The sequence below is a fragment of the Bacillus sp. 41-22 genome, assembly GCF_025809295.1.
Classification (GTDB): domain Bacteria; phylum Bacillota; class Bacilli; order Bacillales; family Bacillaceae_G; genus Bacillus_A; species Bacillus_A mycoides.
Map to the genome: position 1 here is coordinate 4,812,437 of NZ_CP084035.1, position 18,928 is coordinate 4,831,364.

Annotated in this window: 19 protein-coding genes; 8 read left to right on the top strand and 11 right to left on the bottom strand. The window is 35.9% G+C overall.

The window, feature by feature from the left end:
- Positions 1-51: 51 nt before the first annotated feature.
- Together LCF45_RS24870 and LCF45_RS24875 are read left to right on the top strand one after the other, a co-directional pair.
- Positions 52-1,743, top strand: coding sequence for a methyl-accepting chemotaxis protein (locus tag LCF45_RS24870; protein WP_002129823.1), 1,692 nt, complete (start codon positions 52-54; stop codon positions 1,741-1,743).
- 120 nt (positions 1,744-1,863) lie between these two features.
- Positions 1,864-2,181, top strand: a complete 318-nt coding sequence (locus LCF45_RS24875; RefSeq protein WP_000082522.1) for a metal-sulfur cluster assembly factor — start codon at positions 1,864-1,866, stop codon at positions 2,179-2,181.
- Positions 2,182-2,225: 44 nt separating this feature from the next.
- On the opposite strand, the gene LCF45_RS24880 is transcribed toward LCF45_RS24875, so the two are convergent.
- The 7 genes from LCF45_RS24880 to LCF45_RS24910 all read right to left on the bottom strand — a co-directional run bounded on the left by LCF45_RS24880 (position 2,226) and on the right by LCF45_RS24910 (position 8,301).
- Complete coding sequence (locus LCF45_RS24880; protein WP_002129824.1) at positions 2,226-3,875, bottom strand: M4 family metallopeptidase; 1,650 nt, start codon at positions 3,873-3,875, stop codon at positions 2,226-2,228.
- Positions 3,876-4,084: 209 nt separating this feature from the next.
- Positions 4,085-4,783 (bottom strand): pirin family protein, encoded by a 699-nt coding sequence (locus LCF45_RS24885; RefSeq protein ID WP_033730855.1) that lies wholly within the window; start codon positions 4,781-4,783, stop codon positions 4,085-4,087.
- Between the two features lie 50 nt (positions 4,784-4,833).
- Complete coding sequence (locus tag LCF45_RS24890) at positions 4,834-5,244, bottom strand: MarR family winged helix-turn-helix transcriptional regulator (RefSeq protein ID WP_088044965.1); 411 nt, start codon at positions 5,242-5,244, stop codon at positions 4,834-4,836.
- Between the two features lie 113 nt (positions 5,245-5,357).
- Positions 5,358-5,792, bottom strand: coding sequence for a DUF3920 family protein (locus tag LCF45_RS24895; RefSeq protein ID WP_263894350.1), 435 nt, complete (start codon positions 5,790-5,792; stop codon positions 5,358-5,360).
- Positions 5,793-5,928: 136 nt separating this feature from the next.
- Entirely contained in the window at positions 5,929-6,522 is a 594-nt protein-coding gene (locus LCF45_RS24900) for an undecaprenyl phosphate transporter UptA (RefSeq protein ID WP_000900199.1), read from the bottom strand.
- A gap of 81 nt (positions 6,523-6,603) precedes the next feature.
- On the bottom strand, positions 6,604-7,803 hold the full coding sequence (locus tag LCF45_RS24905) for a cation:proton antiporter (RefSeq protein WP_002129832.1): 1,200 nt from the start codon (positions 7,801-7,803) through the stop codon (positions 6,604-6,606).
- A complete protein-coding gene (locus LCF45_RS24910) occupies positions 7,804-8,301 on the bottom strand; it encodes a cation:proton antiporter regulatory subunit (RefSeq protein ID WP_001026068.1) in 498 nt (165 codons plus the stop codon).
- Positions 8,302-8,710: 409 nt separating this feature from the next.
- Here LCF45_RS24910 and LCF45_RS24915 point away from each other — a divergent pair, with 409 nt between their 5' ends.
- From LCF45_RS24915 to LCF45_RS24925, 3 genes are all read left to right on the top strand, one after another.
- Complete coding sequence (locus LCF45_RS24915; RefSeq protein ID WP_002129834.1) at positions 8,711-10,144, top strand: alanine/glycine:cation symporter family protein; 1,434 nt, start codon at positions 8,711-8,713, stop codon at positions 10,142-10,144.
- A 239-nt stretch (positions 10,145-10,383) separates the two neighbouring features.
- Complete coding sequence (locus LCF45_RS24920; RefSeq protein WP_002015990.1) at positions 10,384-10,824, top strand: Dps family protein; 441 nt, start codon at positions 10,384-10,386, stop codon at positions 10,822-10,824.
- Positions 10,825-11,971: 1,147 nt separating this feature from the next.
- Positions 11,972-12,169, top strand: coding sequence for a hypothetical protein (locus LCF45_RS24925; RefSeq protein WP_000656312.1), 198 nt, complete (start codon positions 11,972-11,974; stop codon positions 12,167-12,169).
- A 105-nt stretch (positions 12,170-12,274) separates the two neighbouring features.
- Here LCF45_RS24925 and LCF45_RS24930 read toward each other — a convergent pair whose 3' ends face one another.
- Together LCF45_RS24930 and LCF45_RS24935 are read right to left on the bottom strand one after the other, a co-directional pair.
- Positions 12,275-12,778: a DinB family protein gene (locus tag LCF45_RS24930; RefSeq protein ID WP_002131303.1), complete on the bottom strand. Its 504-nt coding sequence runs from the start codon at positions 12,776-12,778 to the stop codon at positions 12,275-12,277.
- Positions 12,779-13,145: 367 nt separating this feature from the next.
- Positions 13,146-13,709: an LOG family protein gene (locus LCF45_RS24935; protein ID WP_002089471.1), complete on the bottom strand. Its 564-nt coding sequence runs from the start codon at positions 13,707-13,709 to the stop codon at positions 13,146-13,148.
- Between the two features lie 88 nt (positions 13,710-13,797).
- Here LCF45_RS24935 and LCF45_RS24940 point away from each other — a divergent pair, with 88 nt between their 5' ends.
- The 3 genes from LCF45_RS24940 (at position 13,798) to LCF45_RS24950 (ending at position 16,002) form a co-directional block, all read left to right on the top strand.
- Positions 13,798-14,121, top strand: coding sequence for a MazG nucleotide pyrophosphohydrolase domain-containing protein (locus LCF45_RS24940; RefSeq protein WP_002089472.1), 324 nt, complete (start codon positions 13,798-13,800; stop codon positions 14,119-14,121).
- Between the two features lie 53 nt (positions 14,122-14,174).
- A complete protein-coding gene (locus LCF45_RS24945) occupies positions 14,175-14,681 on the top strand; it encodes a ferritin (protein WP_002015996.1) in 507 nt (168 codons plus the stop codon).
- 148 nt (positions 14,682-14,829) lie between these two features.
- A complete protein-coding gene (locus tag LCF45_RS24950; protein WP_078206612.1) occupies positions 14,830-16,002 on the top strand; it encodes a DUF418 domain-containing protein in 1,173 nt (390 codons plus the stop codon).
- Between the two features lie 54 nt (positions 16,003-16,056).
- Here LCF45_RS24950 and LCF45_RS24955 read toward each other — a convergent pair whose 3' ends face one another.
- Together LCF45_RS24955 and LCF45_RS24960 are read right to left on the bottom strand one after the other, a co-directional pair.
- Positions 16,057-17,238, bottom strand: a complete 1,182-nt coding sequence (locus LCF45_RS24955; RefSeq protein ID WP_002129840.1) for a NupC/NupG family nucleoside CNT transporter — start codon at positions 17,236-17,238, stop codon at positions 16,057-16,059.
- 488 nt (positions 17,239-17,726) lie between these two features.
- Positions 17,727-18,908, bottom strand: coding sequence for a NupC/NupG family nucleoside CNT transporter (locus LCF45_RS24960; RefSeq protein WP_002089478.1), 1,182 nt, complete (start codon positions 18,906-18,908; stop codon positions 17,727-17,729).
- Positions 18,909-18,928: the final 20 nt, after the last annotated feature.

Sequence of the window (18,928 nt, forward strand, 5' to 3'; positions counted from 1 at the left end):
ATTAATTAATTAATTCTAATACTAAGATTTTACAAGGAGGATTTTTATCATATGAATTTTATTAGCATTCGAAAAAAACTAATGTTCATGATGGGAATGATTTGCGCTTTATTCGGCATCGCCTTAGCTTTTATTTTATTCTTTACCATGGATCAGTCTCATAAAGCTGAAACATTACAAAAAGAAATTTCTCCTCTTGCAACAGAATTGAAAGAGCGCGGAGACGCTTATCAAGTACAACTTTCTGCTTTAAGAGGTTATTTACTACAACATGATCAAGTCGAATTAGACAAGTTTAATGAGATGAGTAAACGTCTTGAAGATACAAAAGGGCAACTTCTTTCTAACCCTAACACTTCTCAGTCCGTGAAAAGCACAATGGAATTAGGATCCACTTGGAGAAAGTTCATTGAAGAGAAAGTATTCACTCTTGCAAAAGAACAAAAATGGGAAGAAGCTTTACAAGTAGCTTCTACAGAGAATGGCACTGTTTATAAAGTAATCGGTGATTTCACAAATTACACTAATGAACAAGCTAAATTACGTGAACAATCTATTGAAAAAATCGATCAATCTTCACTACGAATTGAATATGTTGTCTTCTTATCACTTGTTATTTGTATTGTAACTGCAATTATTCTTGCATGGTGGTTCTCTGGTAAGCTTGTAAAACCAATTCAACAAATTGATACTAAACTAAAAGAATTAGCCTCTCAAGAAGGCGACTTAACAGCCCGTCTACAAGTAAATAGCAATGATGAAATCGGTGCTATTGCTACATCATTTAATAAAATGTTAGAAAACTTGCAGCATATCATTAATCGTGTTCAAAAAACATCTGTAGAAGTACAAACAGCTTCTGAAAATATGCTAGAAAAGACTAATACATCACGCGAGGCAACAATAAGAGTTCAAAGCTCGATGTCCAACTTAAATTCAAGTATTCAATCGCAAACTTCTAGTATGGAAGAAAGCTCGACTGCGATGGATGATATGGCAATAAGTGTTCAGCGTATCGCTGAATCTGCTTCATCTGTAGCCGAACTTGCTGTAGCTACATATGAACACGCTAACGACGGAAGTACTGTTATCCAAAAATCTGTTTCACAAATGACAACGATACATGAAGCTGTAAATGCTACATCAGAAGTAGTCGAACGTCTAATCACCCATACGAAATATATTGATACGGCTGTACAATCTATTTCTAATATCGCTGAGCAAACGAATCTACTTGCTTTAAATGCTTCTATTGAAGCGGCTCGTGCTGGTGAACAAGGAAAAGGATTTGCTGTCGTAGCTGATGAAGTTCGTAAACTTGCGGAACAATCAAAAACAGCGGCAAAAGATATTAACCAATTGCTTCATCAAATTCAAAATGATACGGAAACTGCTAGCTCTATGATGTCTCAAGGCCGCTCTGAAGCATTTGAAGGCATTACTGTCGTTCGTGAGGCTGGTACTTCTTTCACAACAATTGTTGAACAAGTAAATAAAGTATCAACTCAAATGCAAGACATATCAGCAACTGCTGAAGAAATGGCTGCAAGCGCTGAAGAAATGAACGCTTCACTTAATAACATCGCTTCTATTTCAAATGAAGTATCTAGTGAAACAGCCGCAACGGCACAATCTGCTGAACAGAAAGTCATCGTGATGAATGAAATGACTCTCACTGCAAAACAAATGAAACAAACAGTTGAAGAATTAGATCAGCTTGTATCTCATTTTAAAACTGAATAGCTTTTCAAAAAAATATTCCTCTCTCAGGGAGGAATATTTTTTTGAGCTCATTTCCTGCACTTATCCCGCATATCCGTTATAATGAGAACCGATATCATTAATATTTAGGGGGTGCTACACATGTCACAACAAGCATTTGAAGAAAAGTTATATGCAAACTTAGAAGCTGTTATTGACCCTGAGCTAGGTGTTGATATTATCAATCTCGGATTAGTTTATGACGTTACAGCGGATGAAAATAATAATGCTGTCATTACAATGACGATGACTTCTATCGGTTGTCCAATGGCTGGCCAAATCGTATCAGACGTTAAAAAAGTATTATCAACGAACGTACCTGAAGTAAATGAAATAGAAGTAAACGTTGTATGGAATCCGCCATGGACAAAAGAACGTATGTCGCGTATGGCGAAAATCGCATTAGGTATTCGTGACTAAATAAGGAAAAGACCTGACAATCCAGTCAGGTCTTTTTTCTCTTATTATTTTACTCCTACAGCGTCATAAGCTTTCGTTACAGCTTGTACCTCTTTAGAGTTTTTACCGAATAAATCTTCTGCTGATTGAAGTGCAGCTTGACGCATCATTTTGAAATCAGAGTTTGCAGTTAAATATTTTGTAAGAGCACGATAGTAAATTTTTTCTGTCGCTTCACGGCCCACTCCAGTTACTTTCACATTGTAATGCGTGCCGCCCTCAGACACTAAATACGCCGCCTTATTATTAATACTACTGTTAATATGAACGCCGCCATTATCAGCTGTTCCAGTATAACGTTTATTATAGTGATCTGGGTAACCTTCACCTGGTTTTAATGGGTTTGGAATAGATGCTGGATCCTTTAGAGAACGAAGTGCATCTCCAGGTTTACCAGGTGTATAAATATCAGCACCTAAATCCCAGCTCTTCTTCTCAACCATGACGCCCATAATATCAGATAACGATTCATTTAACGCTCCTGATTCATTTTTATATACAAGGTTTGCTGTATGTTCAGTTACAGCATGCGTTAATTCGTGGCCAATAACATCTAGCCCAGCTGATAATGGAATAAATGTCTTACCATCTCCATCACCATACATCATTTGTACACCGTTCCACGCTGCGTTATTCCAAGATTCACCTACGTGAACAGCAGAAATAAGTTTTGCACCTTTATCATCGAAAGAGTTACGGTTAAATGTCTTTTTATAATAATCATATACTTTTCCTGCATTCACATGCGCATCAACTGCCGCTTTATCTTCGAAGAACTTAGATTTACTTCCAATTTCTTCTCCTGTATATCCAAGAATTTGTGAGAATAAATTAAACCAGTCTTCGTTCATATTCTCTGCATCAAATGTATGGACACCTTGTCCTCGTGTACCATCAAATAAGTTGAACGCTCCTGTTTTCGTATCTTGAGCAATTTCAAATGATTGTCTAGCACCTAATACTCCGTAACCAAATCCAGTAATGTTATCTACAGCATTATATTTCTCAATAACATTTCCATTTGTTGCATCAACAAAGTAATGCCAATATCCTGGAGCTGGTTTCGAAACCGACGCTTTTACAAGATATGCAAGATAGTATTGACCATCTTTTTCATACACATATAAATCTTTTTTCACACCATCATAATTCTTTACTTTACCAATTTCTTTCTCAATATTAGCTTTTGCAATCGTTTCTGCTTGTTCCGCACTAATACTTGCAGATGTAGGAATATTTTTATCATCTAAACTCGGAATAACTTGTCCGAAAAATGCTTTTACATTGTTCTCTTTATCAAGCGTAACTGTTTGATCTGAACCATACACAGGAATGTTATTATGCTTCTCAACTAACTTCACATGTGTTGTACCAGACTCAGCATCTTTTTCTTCACCAACGATATTGAAATGTTTGTCAATATTTCCTGCTAGTTTAAACATATCTTTTTTACTCTCTAAATATTGAAAGACCGTCTCTTTTTTATCTAGTCCTTCCGGCGCTTTCCATTCTTCACCTATGTAAGCTGGTGTTTTAAACTCTTGGTGATACTGGATTTTTTGCTCTTCTGCTTTCGTCGTAGTTGCTCCAAATGCCCCAAACCCACTTGCGATAACAGTTAATGCTAATGCTGATGAAATTACTTGCTTTTTCAATCTAACACTCCCCATTTCCCTAAAAGTTTTTAACACCTTTATAAATATTCTGAATAATCTCTCTAATACCTGCTCTCAAAAATTGAGAAAGTTTTTTCTGATAATTAAACTCACCAAAAAGAGGACATCGAAAAACGATGTCCTCTTTCCTATAACTTTTCATTCCGCTATTTATATGCTGGAAAGCCACCACTGATTAAAGCCTCACTTTATTGCATTTTCATTTCAATTGCTAAATAGTGAGACTTCTCTTTCGCTTGAATGCGAATATATTCTTCTACAGCCTCCGCTGCATCACGCATTACGAGTGTTTCACCGTTTACAACGCTGCTACCTTCAATTTGTACAATGTACAATTGACGTCCTTCTTTAACAGGGAAATGAATTTCTTTACCAGCTTCTAATGATAAAGAATATAAATTTGCATCTTGGTGAATATGAATTGGTGCATCTCCATCAGAAGGAGATACCATATGGAACCACTCATTTTCACGTTTACTCCAATCAAATTTAAACTCACCATAGTTTGGTTTATGACCGTCGCGGTCTGGTAAAATCCAAATTTGCAATAAACGTAATGTTTCACTTCCTAAGTTATGCTCACTGTGAAATACACCAGTACCTGCACTCATATATTGAACATGCCCACGCTCAATTGTCCCGCGGTTCCCCATACTATCTTCATGTGTTAATTCACCATCTATAACGTAAGAGATAATCTCCATATCACGGTGCGGATGCATATCAAAACCAGTTTGTGGCGCTATTAAATCATCATTCATAACACGTACTGCTCCAAAATTCATGTTGTTTGGATTATAATAATTTGCAAAGGAAAAATGAAAATGTGTATTTAACCAACCGTGATTTGCTCTTCCCATATTTTTATGATCAACTTTTCTAAACATATCCTTCACCTCATATTATCTCGAAATCGAGATATTTATTTTTAATTTTATCACTGCAACTTCTTCAGCAATTCTAATAATTGTTTTTGTTCTTCTCTATTTAACTTATCAAATTGCTCTGCTTGAAATGTTTCTTGCGGCGGGACTATTTCTTCATATAGAACCTTTCCCTTTTCTGTTAATGAAATATATTTCGTAGTGCCTTCTTGTTCACGCTGAATCCAATCTAGTTGCTCCATCTTATTTAAAAGTTGAGTAATATTTCCTTTCGTAACAAACAACTTATTTCCAAGTTCTTGCTGCGTTAAACGATCGTTTCCTCCAATTTGAACTAATACATCAAACTGAGCGGCAGATACATTCCACTTTTTCAAATGCTGATTCGTCTCACGAATACTTCTATTATAAAAGCGTGATAAACGAAACCATAATAGTACTCCAAGTCTTTCCCCAGCTTTCATTCCATCACCTCGCTCATTTGATACTATTAGTTTAGAACTAAACTTATTAAAGGTCAACTACTTATTTTTAATTAGCAATAAATAAAAGCACAGTGATTTTCCTCCACTATGCTTCAGATTAAATTTCTATTTTTATATTCATCTAGCTTCCTCTCCGCGAAATGCCTCGCATCTTTCTCGATCCATCTTTCTTCGTATAGTTCATTTCCAACATATAGTACATCGTCCTTATGCTGCATCGCATGCCTGAATTCATGCAATAGCGTTTTGAGCACTTGCTCATACTCTTCCCACATACAAATGAAAATTAATTGTTTTTCTTTATGATAAAAACCACCTACTGGGAATAAAAACTCCTCTTCTTCTTCTCCTAATGATAAAAGTACATGATTCGCATCACACGTATCACAAAAAATAACTGGCGTTGCACTTACTTCAATAAGAGAAAACAAATCATTTCTTAACTTTTTGACATCCCAAGGAAGCTCCGAATCCAACACATACCAATTCTCAACTTGTTGATATACATTTTGAAACTGGAGTTCCATTTCTCAATAATCCCCTTCCTAAACTCCCTTTTCCTATATATATGCCACAATATGGTAAATATTAAACATACACTTTCATCCTTTAAAAAATGACAATAAAAAAGAATCTATGTCAGCATAGATTCTTTTTCCGTAATCACTTTTTTTTCATCATTTTTTTTAATATAAAATAACCAATTGCACAAACAATAGCAGCAAGTGCAAAGTATTTCACATATGGCCCAGCTACTTTATTAATACTTTCCCACTCTGTTCCTAATTTAAAACCTAAATATACAAATACAATTGACCATGGAATAACAGCTAGTGTAGTTAGCGTAATAAACTTAGCATGTGACATTTTCGCAATACCCGCTGGTATCGAAATAGCATGACGCACAACAGGAATAAAACGCGCTGTAAAAATAACACCAGTTCCATAACGATTAAACCACGCTTCAGCATAATCAATATGTTTCTTCTGAATCAAAATATATTTTCCATATCGCTCAAGAACAGGTCTTCCTCCGTATCGACCGATCCAATAAATGAATAGTTGTGCGATTACACCACCAATTGTACCGAACGCGACAGCCCCCCAAAATGTAATGCTTCCTGTTGATACTAAATAACCTGCATAAGATAATACGATTTCACTTGGGATAACCTCTATCATTAATCCCAGCATAATTCCCCAATAACCAAGTCCTTCTAGAAAAACTAAAACTGAATGAATCAACTCTCCTAACATCATTTACCTCTCTTTACTGTTTTCATTGCAAAAAATAAAAGTACAAGCAGTAAATATCTTGTACTTTTATTTTTTCAAAATTTATCTAGTCTTCGTATCCCACTTAAAGATTTTATTTAAAAATTTATATACATTCTTTGACTCTTTCGTCAGAAGTGGACCTAAGATCGATAGTATAAGCACGTATAGTGCTGAGAATGGTTTCAATACCGACATTAACCCACCCGCGATACCGATATTAGCCATAATGATTGAGAATTCTCCCCTTGAAACGATTGTTAATCCAATATTTGTTGATGCTTTATGAGATAATCCAGCTTGTCTTCCTGCAATCATCCCTGCTACAAAGTTTCCGATTATCGTCAGAAGTACAGCACCTAACGTTAACCATATTGCTCCGCCCAATGAAAACGGATCGATACTTAATCCGAAACTGAAGAAGAAGATAGCTCCGAAGAAGTCTCTAAATGGGACAACAAGATGTTCAATTCGATCACTATGCTCTGTCTCAGAGAAAACTAACCCTAAAAGAAGTGCCCCGATTGCTTCTGCAACGTGAATTGTTTCTGAAAAACCTGCAATAAAGAACAACGAAGCAAATACCACAATAATAAAAATTTCATCTGAACTAATATTGAGCAATCTATTTAATAACGGCGTTGCTTTTCTAGCCACAATAAAGAATAGAAGCATATATCCTAAAGCAATTCCAATTGAAGTAAGGGCACCTAAGAAGGAAGCGTGATCCCCAAGAACTAAGCCAGAAACTACTGATAAATATACAGCAAGGAATATATCTTCAAACATAATAATTCCTAAAATTAATTCGGTTTCATTATTACCAGTTCTTCTTAAATCAACTAATACCTTTGCAACGATAGCACTAGAAGAAATCGTAATAATACCCGCAATAATTAAGATTTCGAGTAACGGGAATCCCATTATAAATCCGTATAATAATCCTAGTGAAAAGTTAATCAAAATATAGATTGTTCCGCCAATCGCGATAGAACGTCCAGATTTAATTAGTTTTTTCATCGAAAACTCTAATCCCAGATAGAAAAGAAGGAACAGAACACCAATCCTTCCAAGGAAGGATATCACACTTGCACTTTCAATAAATTTGAGATCGATAACACCTATTGTCGGCGCGTGCGGACCTACTAACATGCCAAGAACGATTAGAAAAGGAATTACTGAGAATTTAAACTTTCCAGCAATTACCGCCGCAATTGCTACTAAAACTAAAGCTGTACCAACTTCAAAAATTAAAGTATCCATCTAGTCAGTCCCCCTATTCGAAAGTAATTCATTAATAATCTTTTTAATTTCTTCTCTCTCACCAGAAACTACAAGCATATCTCCTTCTTCAATCACCGTGTCTGGACCTGGATTAAATAGCTTTTTCATATTCTTTTTCATAACTGCAATTATCGTTACGCTATATGTTTTTCTTATTTCAAGGTCGCCAATTGTTTTTCCGATTGCCGGAGCTGCATTCTCCACTTTAAACCACTCAATTGCTAAACCTTCAAAGACCATCTCAACATTTTCTAATGCTCTAGGTTTGTATACCATTCCACCTAATATTGCTGCAATTTGTCTCGCCTCTGAGTCACGTAATGAAATACTTGAGATGCTTTCTTCATGATCTGAATCAAAATGATACATTTCTCTACGCCCATCATCATGAATGACGATCACCATCTTTTCGTTACCTTTCGTAACGATTTGAAATTTATAACCAATACCCGGAAGTTCACTTTCTCTAATATTCATATTTAGCTCCTCCATAACTTCTTTATTTTAATTTTCTGTTTTTCTGTCTTTTGTTCATCCAATCAATTTTAGAAATTCTAACCATTCAGGATACCTATGACTTGGAAATCTTTTATTGTAATAATAAGTGGCTCCTAAAAAGATACTTAAAGATGTAATGATAAAAAATAAATTACTTCTTATTTTCAAACTCTTAAGACTTACTTTCAATAAAGATTCTTCTTTCAAATTATCCCCTCTTTTTCGCTTTAAATTTAGTTTTTTAAAATGTAAATAATTCTAAAAATATTACGATGTAACATAATCATAACACAAAGCACGTTTAAGTAACATGATTTTTTAGAAAAATTGATTCTGGTATATTTTTTGCATATAATTTTCTTATTATGAAAAAAAGGAAGTGTATTATATGGTTGATATCTTTAGCAGATTCCTTGAGGTAACGAATAATATTTTATGGTCATATATTCTTATTGCAATGTTAATCGGCTTCGGTCTTTATTTCTCTTTCAAATTAAAATTTGTCCAAATTACTCATTTCCGTGAGATGGTCAGTTTAATTAGTAAAGGATTTAATCGAAAAGAAAAAAAGAAAGATAGCATCTCTCCATTCCAAGCATTTTGCTTAAGTGCAGCGGCACGTATCGGTATCGGAAACTTAGCTGGTGTAGCATTAGCCATTTCAATGGGTGGACCTGGCGCAATATTTTGGATGTGGTTTATCGCTATCCTTGGAGCAGCTACTAGTTTCGTAGAATGTACGCTCGCGCAAATTTATAAAGTAAAAGATGGAAGCAGATTCCGTGGTGGACCAGCGTATTACATGGAAAAAGGGTTAAACAAACGCTGGATGGGTGTTTGGTTTTCACTTCTTATTACAGTTGCGTACGGATTAATTTTCAATTCTGTACAAGCAAACACGGTAACAATAGCATTTGAAAATGCTTTTGGACTAGAGCGAACGATCGTAGGAGCTCTATTAGCTTTATTAGTTGCAGTTATTATTTTTGGTGGTATCAAGAGCATTTCACGTATTACAGAAATGATTGTTCCTCCAATGGCAATCATTTATATCGGCGTAGCTGTTTTTGTCGTAATTAACAACTTCACTATGTTACCAAGCATTTTTACAGAAATATTTAACAGCGCATTTGGTTTAGACCAAGCTATCGCTGGTGGTATTGGAGCAGCAATCAAATTCGGAATTCAGCGCGGTTTATTCGCGACAGAAGCAGGTATGGGTAGCTCTCCTAATGCAGCAGCAACATCAGATGTATCTCACCCTGTAAAACAAGGACTTGTTCAAGCATTAGGTGTTTTCGTAGATACATTCTTAGTATGTACATCAACAGCGTTTATCGTATTATGTTCTGGACTTTACAAAGGATCTAATTTAGAAGGTATTGAATTAACACAACAAGCATTAAGTTCACAAATTGGACCGTGGGCAAGCACTTTCTTAGCGATTATTATTTTCCTATTCGCTTTCAGTTCTTTACTAGGAAACTACTATTATGGTGAAACAAATATCGCATTCATTAAAGAAAGCAAAACATGGTTACTGATTTATCGTGTTGCAGTTGTCGGAATGGTGTTCTTCGGATCTATCGCTGCCCTTCAAACGGTTTGGAGTTTAGCTGATTTCTTTATGGGACTAATGGTATTTACAAACTTAATTGCCATCTCATTCCTTAGCAAGTTCGCCTATGCGGCATTAGTAGACTATATAAAACAAAAGAAACAAGGAAAAGATCCTGTTTTCATTGCAAGTTCTATCCCTGGCTTAAAGAATACAGAGTGTTGGGATGGGCAAGATTTAGAAGAGAAGAAACAAGTTGGATAACAACTAAAAGCGGAAGAGGCTCGTAGGAAAAAGCGAAGCCACCGAATATTCTAGCCGCTGGAGCTATATAATAAAAAATCCCTATTACTTCATAGTAATAGGGATTTTTTATTTACAACAGTTCATAATTTGTTCAAATTAATTCCAGCAAAAGGGTTGATTTATACAAATTACTAGATTATAATAATTATAAATTAGTAATTCATATAAAATAATAACTCAAGAGGAGATTGATCATAATGAATACACAAGTAATCGAAGCATTAAACAAACAAGTAGCAAACTGGAGCGTTTTATTTACAAAACTACACAACTTCCATTGGTACGTAAAAGGACCTCAATTCTTCACACTACATGAAAAATTTGAAGAGCTTTACACAGAATCAGCTACTCACATCGATGAAATCGCAGAACGTATTTTAGCAATTGGCGGCAAACCAGTAGCAACAATGAAAGAATACTTAGAACTATCTTCTATTCAAGAAGCAGCTTACGGAGAAACTGCAGAAGGGATGGTCGAAGCAATCATGAAAGACTACGAAATGATGCTAGTCGAACTAAAAAAAGGCATGGTAATCGCTCAAGAATCTGACGACGAAATGACATCTGACCTATTGCTAGGCATCTACACAGAACTAGAAAAACACGCTTGGATGCTACGTGCATTCTTGAATCAATAATATATTTAAAAGCGGAGGTGGCTCGTTCAGCTCTGACTGGCTAAGGTTCTTTCACATAGAAGGCGCTTTTTGCCTTCTTATGTGGAAGGTTCTTAGACACGAAGAGCTAGCCACCGGAGCTGGATACCACTTAAAGCGGAAGCGGCTCGCTCAGAATCGCAGGACATTGGAGCTCTCGACCTTGAAGCGCTTTTTGCTTCGAGCGAGAGAGCGAAATGACCGGAGATTCTAGCCGCTGGAGCTGGATATCACTTAAAGCGGAAGCGGCTCGCTCAGAATCGCAGGACATTGGAGCTCTCGACCTTGAAGCGCTTTTTGCTTCGAGCGAGAGAGCGAAATGACCGGAGATTCTAGCCGCTGGAGCTGGATATCACTTAAAGCGGAAGCGGCTCGCTCAGAATCGCAGGACATTGGAGCTCTCGACCTTGAAGCGCTTTTTGCTTCGAGCGAGAGAGCGAAATGACCGGAGATTCTAGCCGCTGGAGCTGGATATCACTTAAAGCGGAAGCGGCTCGCTCAGAATCGCAGGACATTGGAGCTCTCGACCTTGAAGCGCTTTTTGCTTCGAGCGAGAGAGCGAAATGACCGGAGATTCTAGCCGCTGGAGCTGGATATCATTAAAAGCGGAAGCGGCTCGCTCAGAATGTGAGGGGGATGGAGCTTTTGACGTAGAGGCGCTCTTTGCCTCGCAGAAAAAAGCGAAGCCACCGAACATTCTAGCCGCTGGAGCTGGATATCAACTAAAAGCGGAAGCGGCTCGTTCAGAATCGCAGGACATTGGAGCTCTCGACCTTGAAGCGCTTTTTGCTTCGAGCGAGAGAGCGAAATGACCGGAGATTCTAGCCGCTGGGGCTAGATAACACTTAAAGCGGAAGCGGCTCGTTCAGAGTCGCTTTTTTCTATTGATTGGTCGCACTTGATAATACATAAAATTATATCGATCGCAACTCACGATATATCAACGTTTCGACAAAGAATATCGCTTTACCAACAAATCACGACAATAATAGCACTCCCCTCCACTACTTTTATCAATATATTACAATCCCTTTTATGTTAAAATATAGGTAACACCCTTTAGTAAAATAGATCCAAAAAAGCTTTTCCATATTCATCATTTACTACTTAAATGGCGGGAGTGGTTCAGTTGAAAGACTACTTAATTAGAGCATTTTTTGCGTTAATAACAGTTGGGATTCTCTTACTTATAGCTAATATTTTCAACATACGTGTCGAGGTTAAAGACTATGCTTTCCTCGTTGTTGTAGCTATTGGTGGCGGTTGGGGTGGCTGGTACCTGTATAAAAAACAAAGTAATCAAAATGATAAAGGCATTCCGAAATAATATGGAATGCCTTTTTTCTCTAATACATAATTAAGCTTAAACCACTAATAAAAGCAGTCCCCAAAAACATCATACAATCCATATTCTATGGTAAATAAAAAGAATTCATTTTGAATATAGAAATAGTCCAAAATCTTGCATAACAGAGGTATGCCCCATTTGCCGCAACATTGTGGCTATATTCCCACGGTGATATGCTCCGTGGGTGACGACGTGTATTATTGTTTCAGAAACCGTCGTATCCAGGAGCCCAGCATACGGATTATCAACCTCAAACACTTTTTCATAATCTTGTTGACTACTTAAAAGTTCTTTATATCGTTTAGATAATTCATAAAAACTAGTTTCCATTTCCTCAATATTTTTTGTTTCTAGCTGTTCTTTCAATTGGTCTGTGTGTACCATTGCATCACTCATACTTTTACCAGAAATAATCTCAAGCCAGGCTAAATCTGTGAGGTATATGTGAGACATTACTTTTGCCACCGAAGAAAAACCACTCTTAACTTCCTTATGGAAAATGTCTTGCGGTAGTTCTTTTAAGCGATTTAAAATAACTTCATTTGCCCATAAGTGGTAGTTATACATTTTTAATACCGAACGCCCCATGCTCATTTCTCCTCCAATTTTCATTTTACTGATTAGATTATGATACATAGCTGCTTAAAAATTCCCAAAGGATTAGATTTATAAAATTTATTCTGATTCCGATTAGAAAAACCTCTATTAACTTCATAAAAAACATTCGCCATCTTCCACAATCTGACCCTTTAACGGAACAATTCTATATCACTCAATAATTTCTTACTCACCTTTTATTCAGATGTTCTTTTTTAAATCAGCAAAACATACCTCCATCTACTTCCCCTCTTGGAACGATTTCACATCTCACTATCAATATATTTAACCAAATTAAAAACACATGTCTTTTTGCGATAAAAAGACATGTGTTTCCAAAATCCACTATAAAAATGTACTATGATAACTGCTTCCACTTAGTTCCCAAAACAGGACGCTCGTAATTTTGTATTTCATGAATTAATTTAGCTGCCGTCTCAGCTGAAACAATCAACTCTTTATTCGACGGGTTCATAAAGCCTTCTTCAGCTGCGCGATCAACCATTTGCAGAATTGGTCCGTAGAAGTCTTTAATGTTTAATAAACCAACTGGCTTATCATGTATACCAATTTGTGACCAACATACAACTTCAAATAGCTCTTCAAATGTTCCGTATCCGCCTGGTAATGCAATGAAAGCATCCGCAAGCTCTGCCATTTTTGCTTTACGTTCGTGCATCGTTTCTACTTCAATTAATTCTGTTAATCCTGTATGAACGATTTCACCACGGAATAAACCACGCGGCATAACACCTGTTACACGTCCACCTAAACGAAGAACTTCGTTTGCTACTTCTCCCATTAATCCAACGCATGAACCGCCGTATACAAGCTCATAATCGTTCTCAACAAACATTTTCCCTAACTCTATTGCCTGCTCTTTAAATTCTGGTCTTCCCCCTAAATTTGAACCTGCAAACACACAAATCTTTCTCATTCCTACACCCCGAAACTATATATTGTTATGATACAATGAGTATTGTACAACATATTGAAGGGATGAGGAAGAAATGGATATCGTCGCATTTCAAAGATGGGTGGAGGAATTTTACGAAAAACGAAGCTGGTCACAGTACAACTCCTTTATTCGCTTAAATTTCTTAACTGAGGAAGTTGGGGAAGTTTCACGCGTTGTTCGCGCAATTGAAATCGGTCGTGATCGCCCTGATGAACAAACGAAAACACAAGAAGAGCTAAAACAAGAACTAAAAGAAGAACTTGGTGATGTACTATCTAATCTTATTGTTCTTTCACAAAAATATGATTTGGATTTACAAGACATTATGGAAACACACGTTACAAAGCTTTCAAAAAGATTCGAAACATCTAAATGAGAACATTATCAATTGTGATATAATGTTCTTGTCAAAATAATAAGGGGGATTTTATGTTATCTAAAAAATTGCACGACGCACTAAATGAACAAATGAATTTTGAATTTTACTCTGCCCACGCTTATATGGCAATGGCTGCTTACTGTACAGCGGAAAGCTACGATGGATTCGCTAACTTTTTCCTTGTACAAGCTGAAGAAGAGCGTTTCCACGCAATGAAACTTTACAACTACATTAATGACCGCGGCGAGCGCGCTATTATTACTGGATTTGATCATCCTAATAACGAATATGAGTCTGTATTGAATGCTTTTGAAGTAGCACTTGAGCACGAGCGTGAAGTAACGAAGCGCATTTATCACTTATCTGATATCGCTTGGGATGAGCGTGAACACGCAACAATTACCTTCTTAAAATGGTTCGTTGACGAGCAAGTAGAAGAAGAAGCTTCATTTGATAGCATCATCCAAAAATTAAAACGTATTACAAGCGATTCAAACGCATTATTTATGCTAGATGCTGAATTAGAGAAACGTACATTTACGCCACCAGCTGAATAATATTTCAATCACCTTAATGAATGTATTAAGGTGATTTTTTTATTTTCTCTCTAGCTTAAAATCACCTTAAATTTCCTTGTATTTGAAATAGTACCAGTAAATAAATGGTATTATTTTCAATATAAAACAATATATGAGGAGAGAAAAAATGAACCAACGTGTAGAATTTGTTGACGCCATTCGTGGTTTCGCTTTATTTGGCATTTTACTTGTTAATATAACATTAATTCAATTCGGGTTATTCGCTAATGAAAAACCCACTTATATTTTCGGAAAACTCGATGAAAGTGCTAATTGGTTTATTCAATTTTTCGGCACACAGAATTTTATTTCCCTATTCTCTTTTTTATTTGGGCTTAGCATTATTTTGTTACAAAAAAGTATTATCGCAAAAGGAAAAAAGTTTTTCCCTACATATATAAGGCGTATTAGCATTCTTTTACTACTAGGCTACATTCACGGCACTTTTGTTTGGGAGGGAGATATTTTATTTGCCTACGGGATTGTCGGGATTTTCTTAATGATGTTCATCAATCGAAAACCAAAAACGTTACTCATTTGGGCATCCATTTTATTAGCACTCATTATGTTCGCATCTTATCAATCTGAACCAACATCAAACACATTCAATGATGTCGCACCTTATATTGAAAAAGAGCATAAAGTTCATGAAACTGGAAGCTATATGGATCATATCAACTTTAGATTAACTGAAAATCCTTTTGATTACATGGGAATTAACGGTATCTTCGGATTAGTTATCCTGTCAATTTTCGCATTAATTTTTATGTCTCCACTCTTCTTACTCGGCATGTACGTAGGAAAAAAGGGATGGCTATTTGAGATTGATAAACATATACCTGCTGTCAAAAAAATCTGGCTTATTACTGGTATTTTTTCTTTTACAATCAAAATTTTAACCATGTTCGTAAAGCATCCGATTTTAATTATGTTACAAGATAGTCTTACACCAGTAACCATGACCTTCTTTTACGGAAGCACGATTATTTTATTATTCCATTACAAAAAGGTAGCGCGTTTACTAACATACATGGCGAACATGGGAAAAATGTCGGTTAGTAATTACTTAGCGCAATCTATTATCGCAACAACTATTTTTTACGCATATGGATTTGGCTTATACGGTAAAATTGGCTATTTCTTCGGTATTCTTTTAACCATTGGAATTTATACGATTCAATTATTCGTTAGTACCTATTGGCTACAGAAATACCGAATGGGGCCTGTGGAATATGTGTGGAGATTGGGAACTTATTTAGAGAAACCACGGTTTAAGAAGGACTTGGATAAAGCAAGTTAAACAAAAAGTCGTTTATCCCCCGAAGTGAGAGATAAACGACTTCTTTGTTATTTATTAAAGCATAACCCCAACGATAACCGCTGATAATATACTTACTAACGTTGCACCGTATACAAGTTTTAATCCGAATGAAGATACAACGTTTGCTTGTTTTCCATCGATACTCTTCGTTGCACCTGCGATAATTCCGATAGATGAGAAGTTCGCAAATGATACAAGGAAGATTGATAAAATACCTACTGTACGAGCTGATAAATCGCCAGCTACTTTTCCAAGATCAAGCATCGCAACAAATTCGTTTGTTACTAATTTCGTCGCCATAATTTGTCCTGCTGTTAGCATCTCTGATGTTGGAATACCCATTACGAATGCTAATGGTGAGAAGATGTATCCTAAAATGCTTTGGAATGTGATTCCGAAAATTGAATCGAATACACCGTTAATTGCTGTAATTAATGCTACGAAACCGATTAACATCGCCGCTACTGTTACAGCGATAGAGAAACCTAGCATAATATATTCGCCTAACATTTCAAAGAATGTTTGTTTCTTATCTTCTTGTAATTCTAAAATGTCATCTTCTTCGTTCACATCATACGGATTAATAATATGAATGATAATAAATCCACTAAATAAGTTTAGTACAAGTGCTGTTACTACATATTTTGGATCAATCATCTTCATATAAGAACCAACGATTGACATCGAAACTGTTGACATTGATGATGCACAAAGTGTGTATAAACGATTTTTCGGTAATTTGCTTAATTGATCTTTTACTGTAATAAATACTTCACCTTGGCCGACAATTGCCGCTGCTACTGCATTATATGATTCAAGTTTTCCTAAACCGTTAATTTTACTTAATACGAAACCGACTGCACGAATGATAATCGGTAAAACTTTAATATGTTGTAAGATTCCAATTAGTACTGCTAAGAAAATAATTGGTAATAATACTGTTAAGAAGAATGGTGCTTGTCCATCATTTGCTAGACCACCAAATACGAAATTAACCCCTGCTTCCGCAAATTTTAAAATAGCGCCAAATCCATCTGCAATCCCTTTTACTAATACAAATCCGACCTTTGTATTTAGTAAGAAATACGCAAGTACCAATTGAATTACAAGCATAACTGCAATTGGTTTATATTTAATTTTCTTACGATCTGAACTTATAAGGAACCCTAGTACAAATACTACAAGTAAACCGACTAGAAACATTACTAACTTCATATGTGAATCCTCCACTTCCATGAGTTATCAGTCGTATAACGAATGACGTCTGACCATTAATGTTAAAAAATATGAACCCCTAAAATTTTTTGAACTGTCTTCTAAAATAGGTAAGCGTTTGCATAAATTGCAATTTATAACAGGTAGTCTCTTCTTCTCTACCGTATTTAACGTCTGAAATGGATACCACCTACAAATCAAATTGTAAGCGTTATCTAATCGAAATGCAATATAAATTTTAAAAGATTTTTATATGTTAATATATTCCTAACCGATTGGTTTTTTTATGTAAATTCACCATAAAAAATAGCCCTAGCTATGAGCTAGGGCCTCCCTTTTTACCCCGCTTTAACGGGCAGTAAGATCCCCACCTCAAAATTCAGCGAAAACAAAGAAGTTAGGTGGGTGATTAACTGCCCGTAAAAGCCCGATTGGTGAAGGCTAATAATCAGCGGGGGATAAAGCCCCCCACTGATTAAAGTTTCACTTTATAACATAACACCAACGATAATCGCGGATAAAAGACTTACTAATGTCGCACCGTATACAAGTCGTAATCCGAATGATGAAACAACGTTTGATTGGTTTTCATCGATCCCTTTCGTTGCGCCTGCGATAATTCCGATAGATGAGAAGTTCGCGAATGATACAAGGAATACAGAAAGAATACCGACTGTACGAGCTGATAAATCACCAGCTACTTTTCCTAGATCAAGCATCGCAACAAACTCGTTTGATACTAATTTTGTTGCCATAATTTGTCCCGCTGTTACCATTTCTGCTTGCGGGATACCCATTACGAATGCTAATGGAGAGAAAATATATCCTAAAATAGCTTGGAATGTAATACCGAACACTGAATCAAACAAGCTATTGATTGCTGTAATTAATGCTACGAAACCAAGTAACATTGCTGCTACCGTAATCGCAATCGTGAAACCAAGCATTATATATTCGCTTAACATTTCAAAGAATGACTGTTTTTTCTTATTTTCTAACTTCAGTGTATCTTCTTCTTCCGTAATATCGTACGGATTAATAATATGAATAATAATGAAACCACTAAATAAATTTAATACAAGTGCTGTTACTACATATTTTGGTTCAATCATTTTCATATAAGAACCAACGATCGACATCGATACTGTCGACATGGAAGATGCACATAGTGTATATAAACGATGTTTTGGGATTTTACTTAATTGATCTTTTACTGTAATAAATACTTCTGCTTGCCCAACAATTGCGGCCGCTACTGCATTATATGATTCTAATTTTCCTAAACCATTTACTTTACTTAGCATAGTACCAATAGCACGAATAAATATCGGTAAAATTTTAAAGTGTTGCAGAATTCCGATTAACACTGCAAAGAATACGATTGGTAATAAAGCTGTTAAGAAGAATGAAACCTCTCCTTTATTAACAAGACCACCAAATACGAAAACGATTCCAGATTCCGCATATCCAAGAAGTGCTCCAAATCCATCTGAAATTCCTTTTACTAAAATATAACCAATTGGCGTATTTAATAAGAAATACGTTAACGCTAGCTGAATAACAAGCATAATTGCGATTGGTTTATACTTGATTTTCTTACGATCAGAACTTATAAGAAAGCCGAGTACGAATACAACTAGTAGTCCTACAAGAAACATAACAAACTTCATTAATAAAATCCTCCATTTAA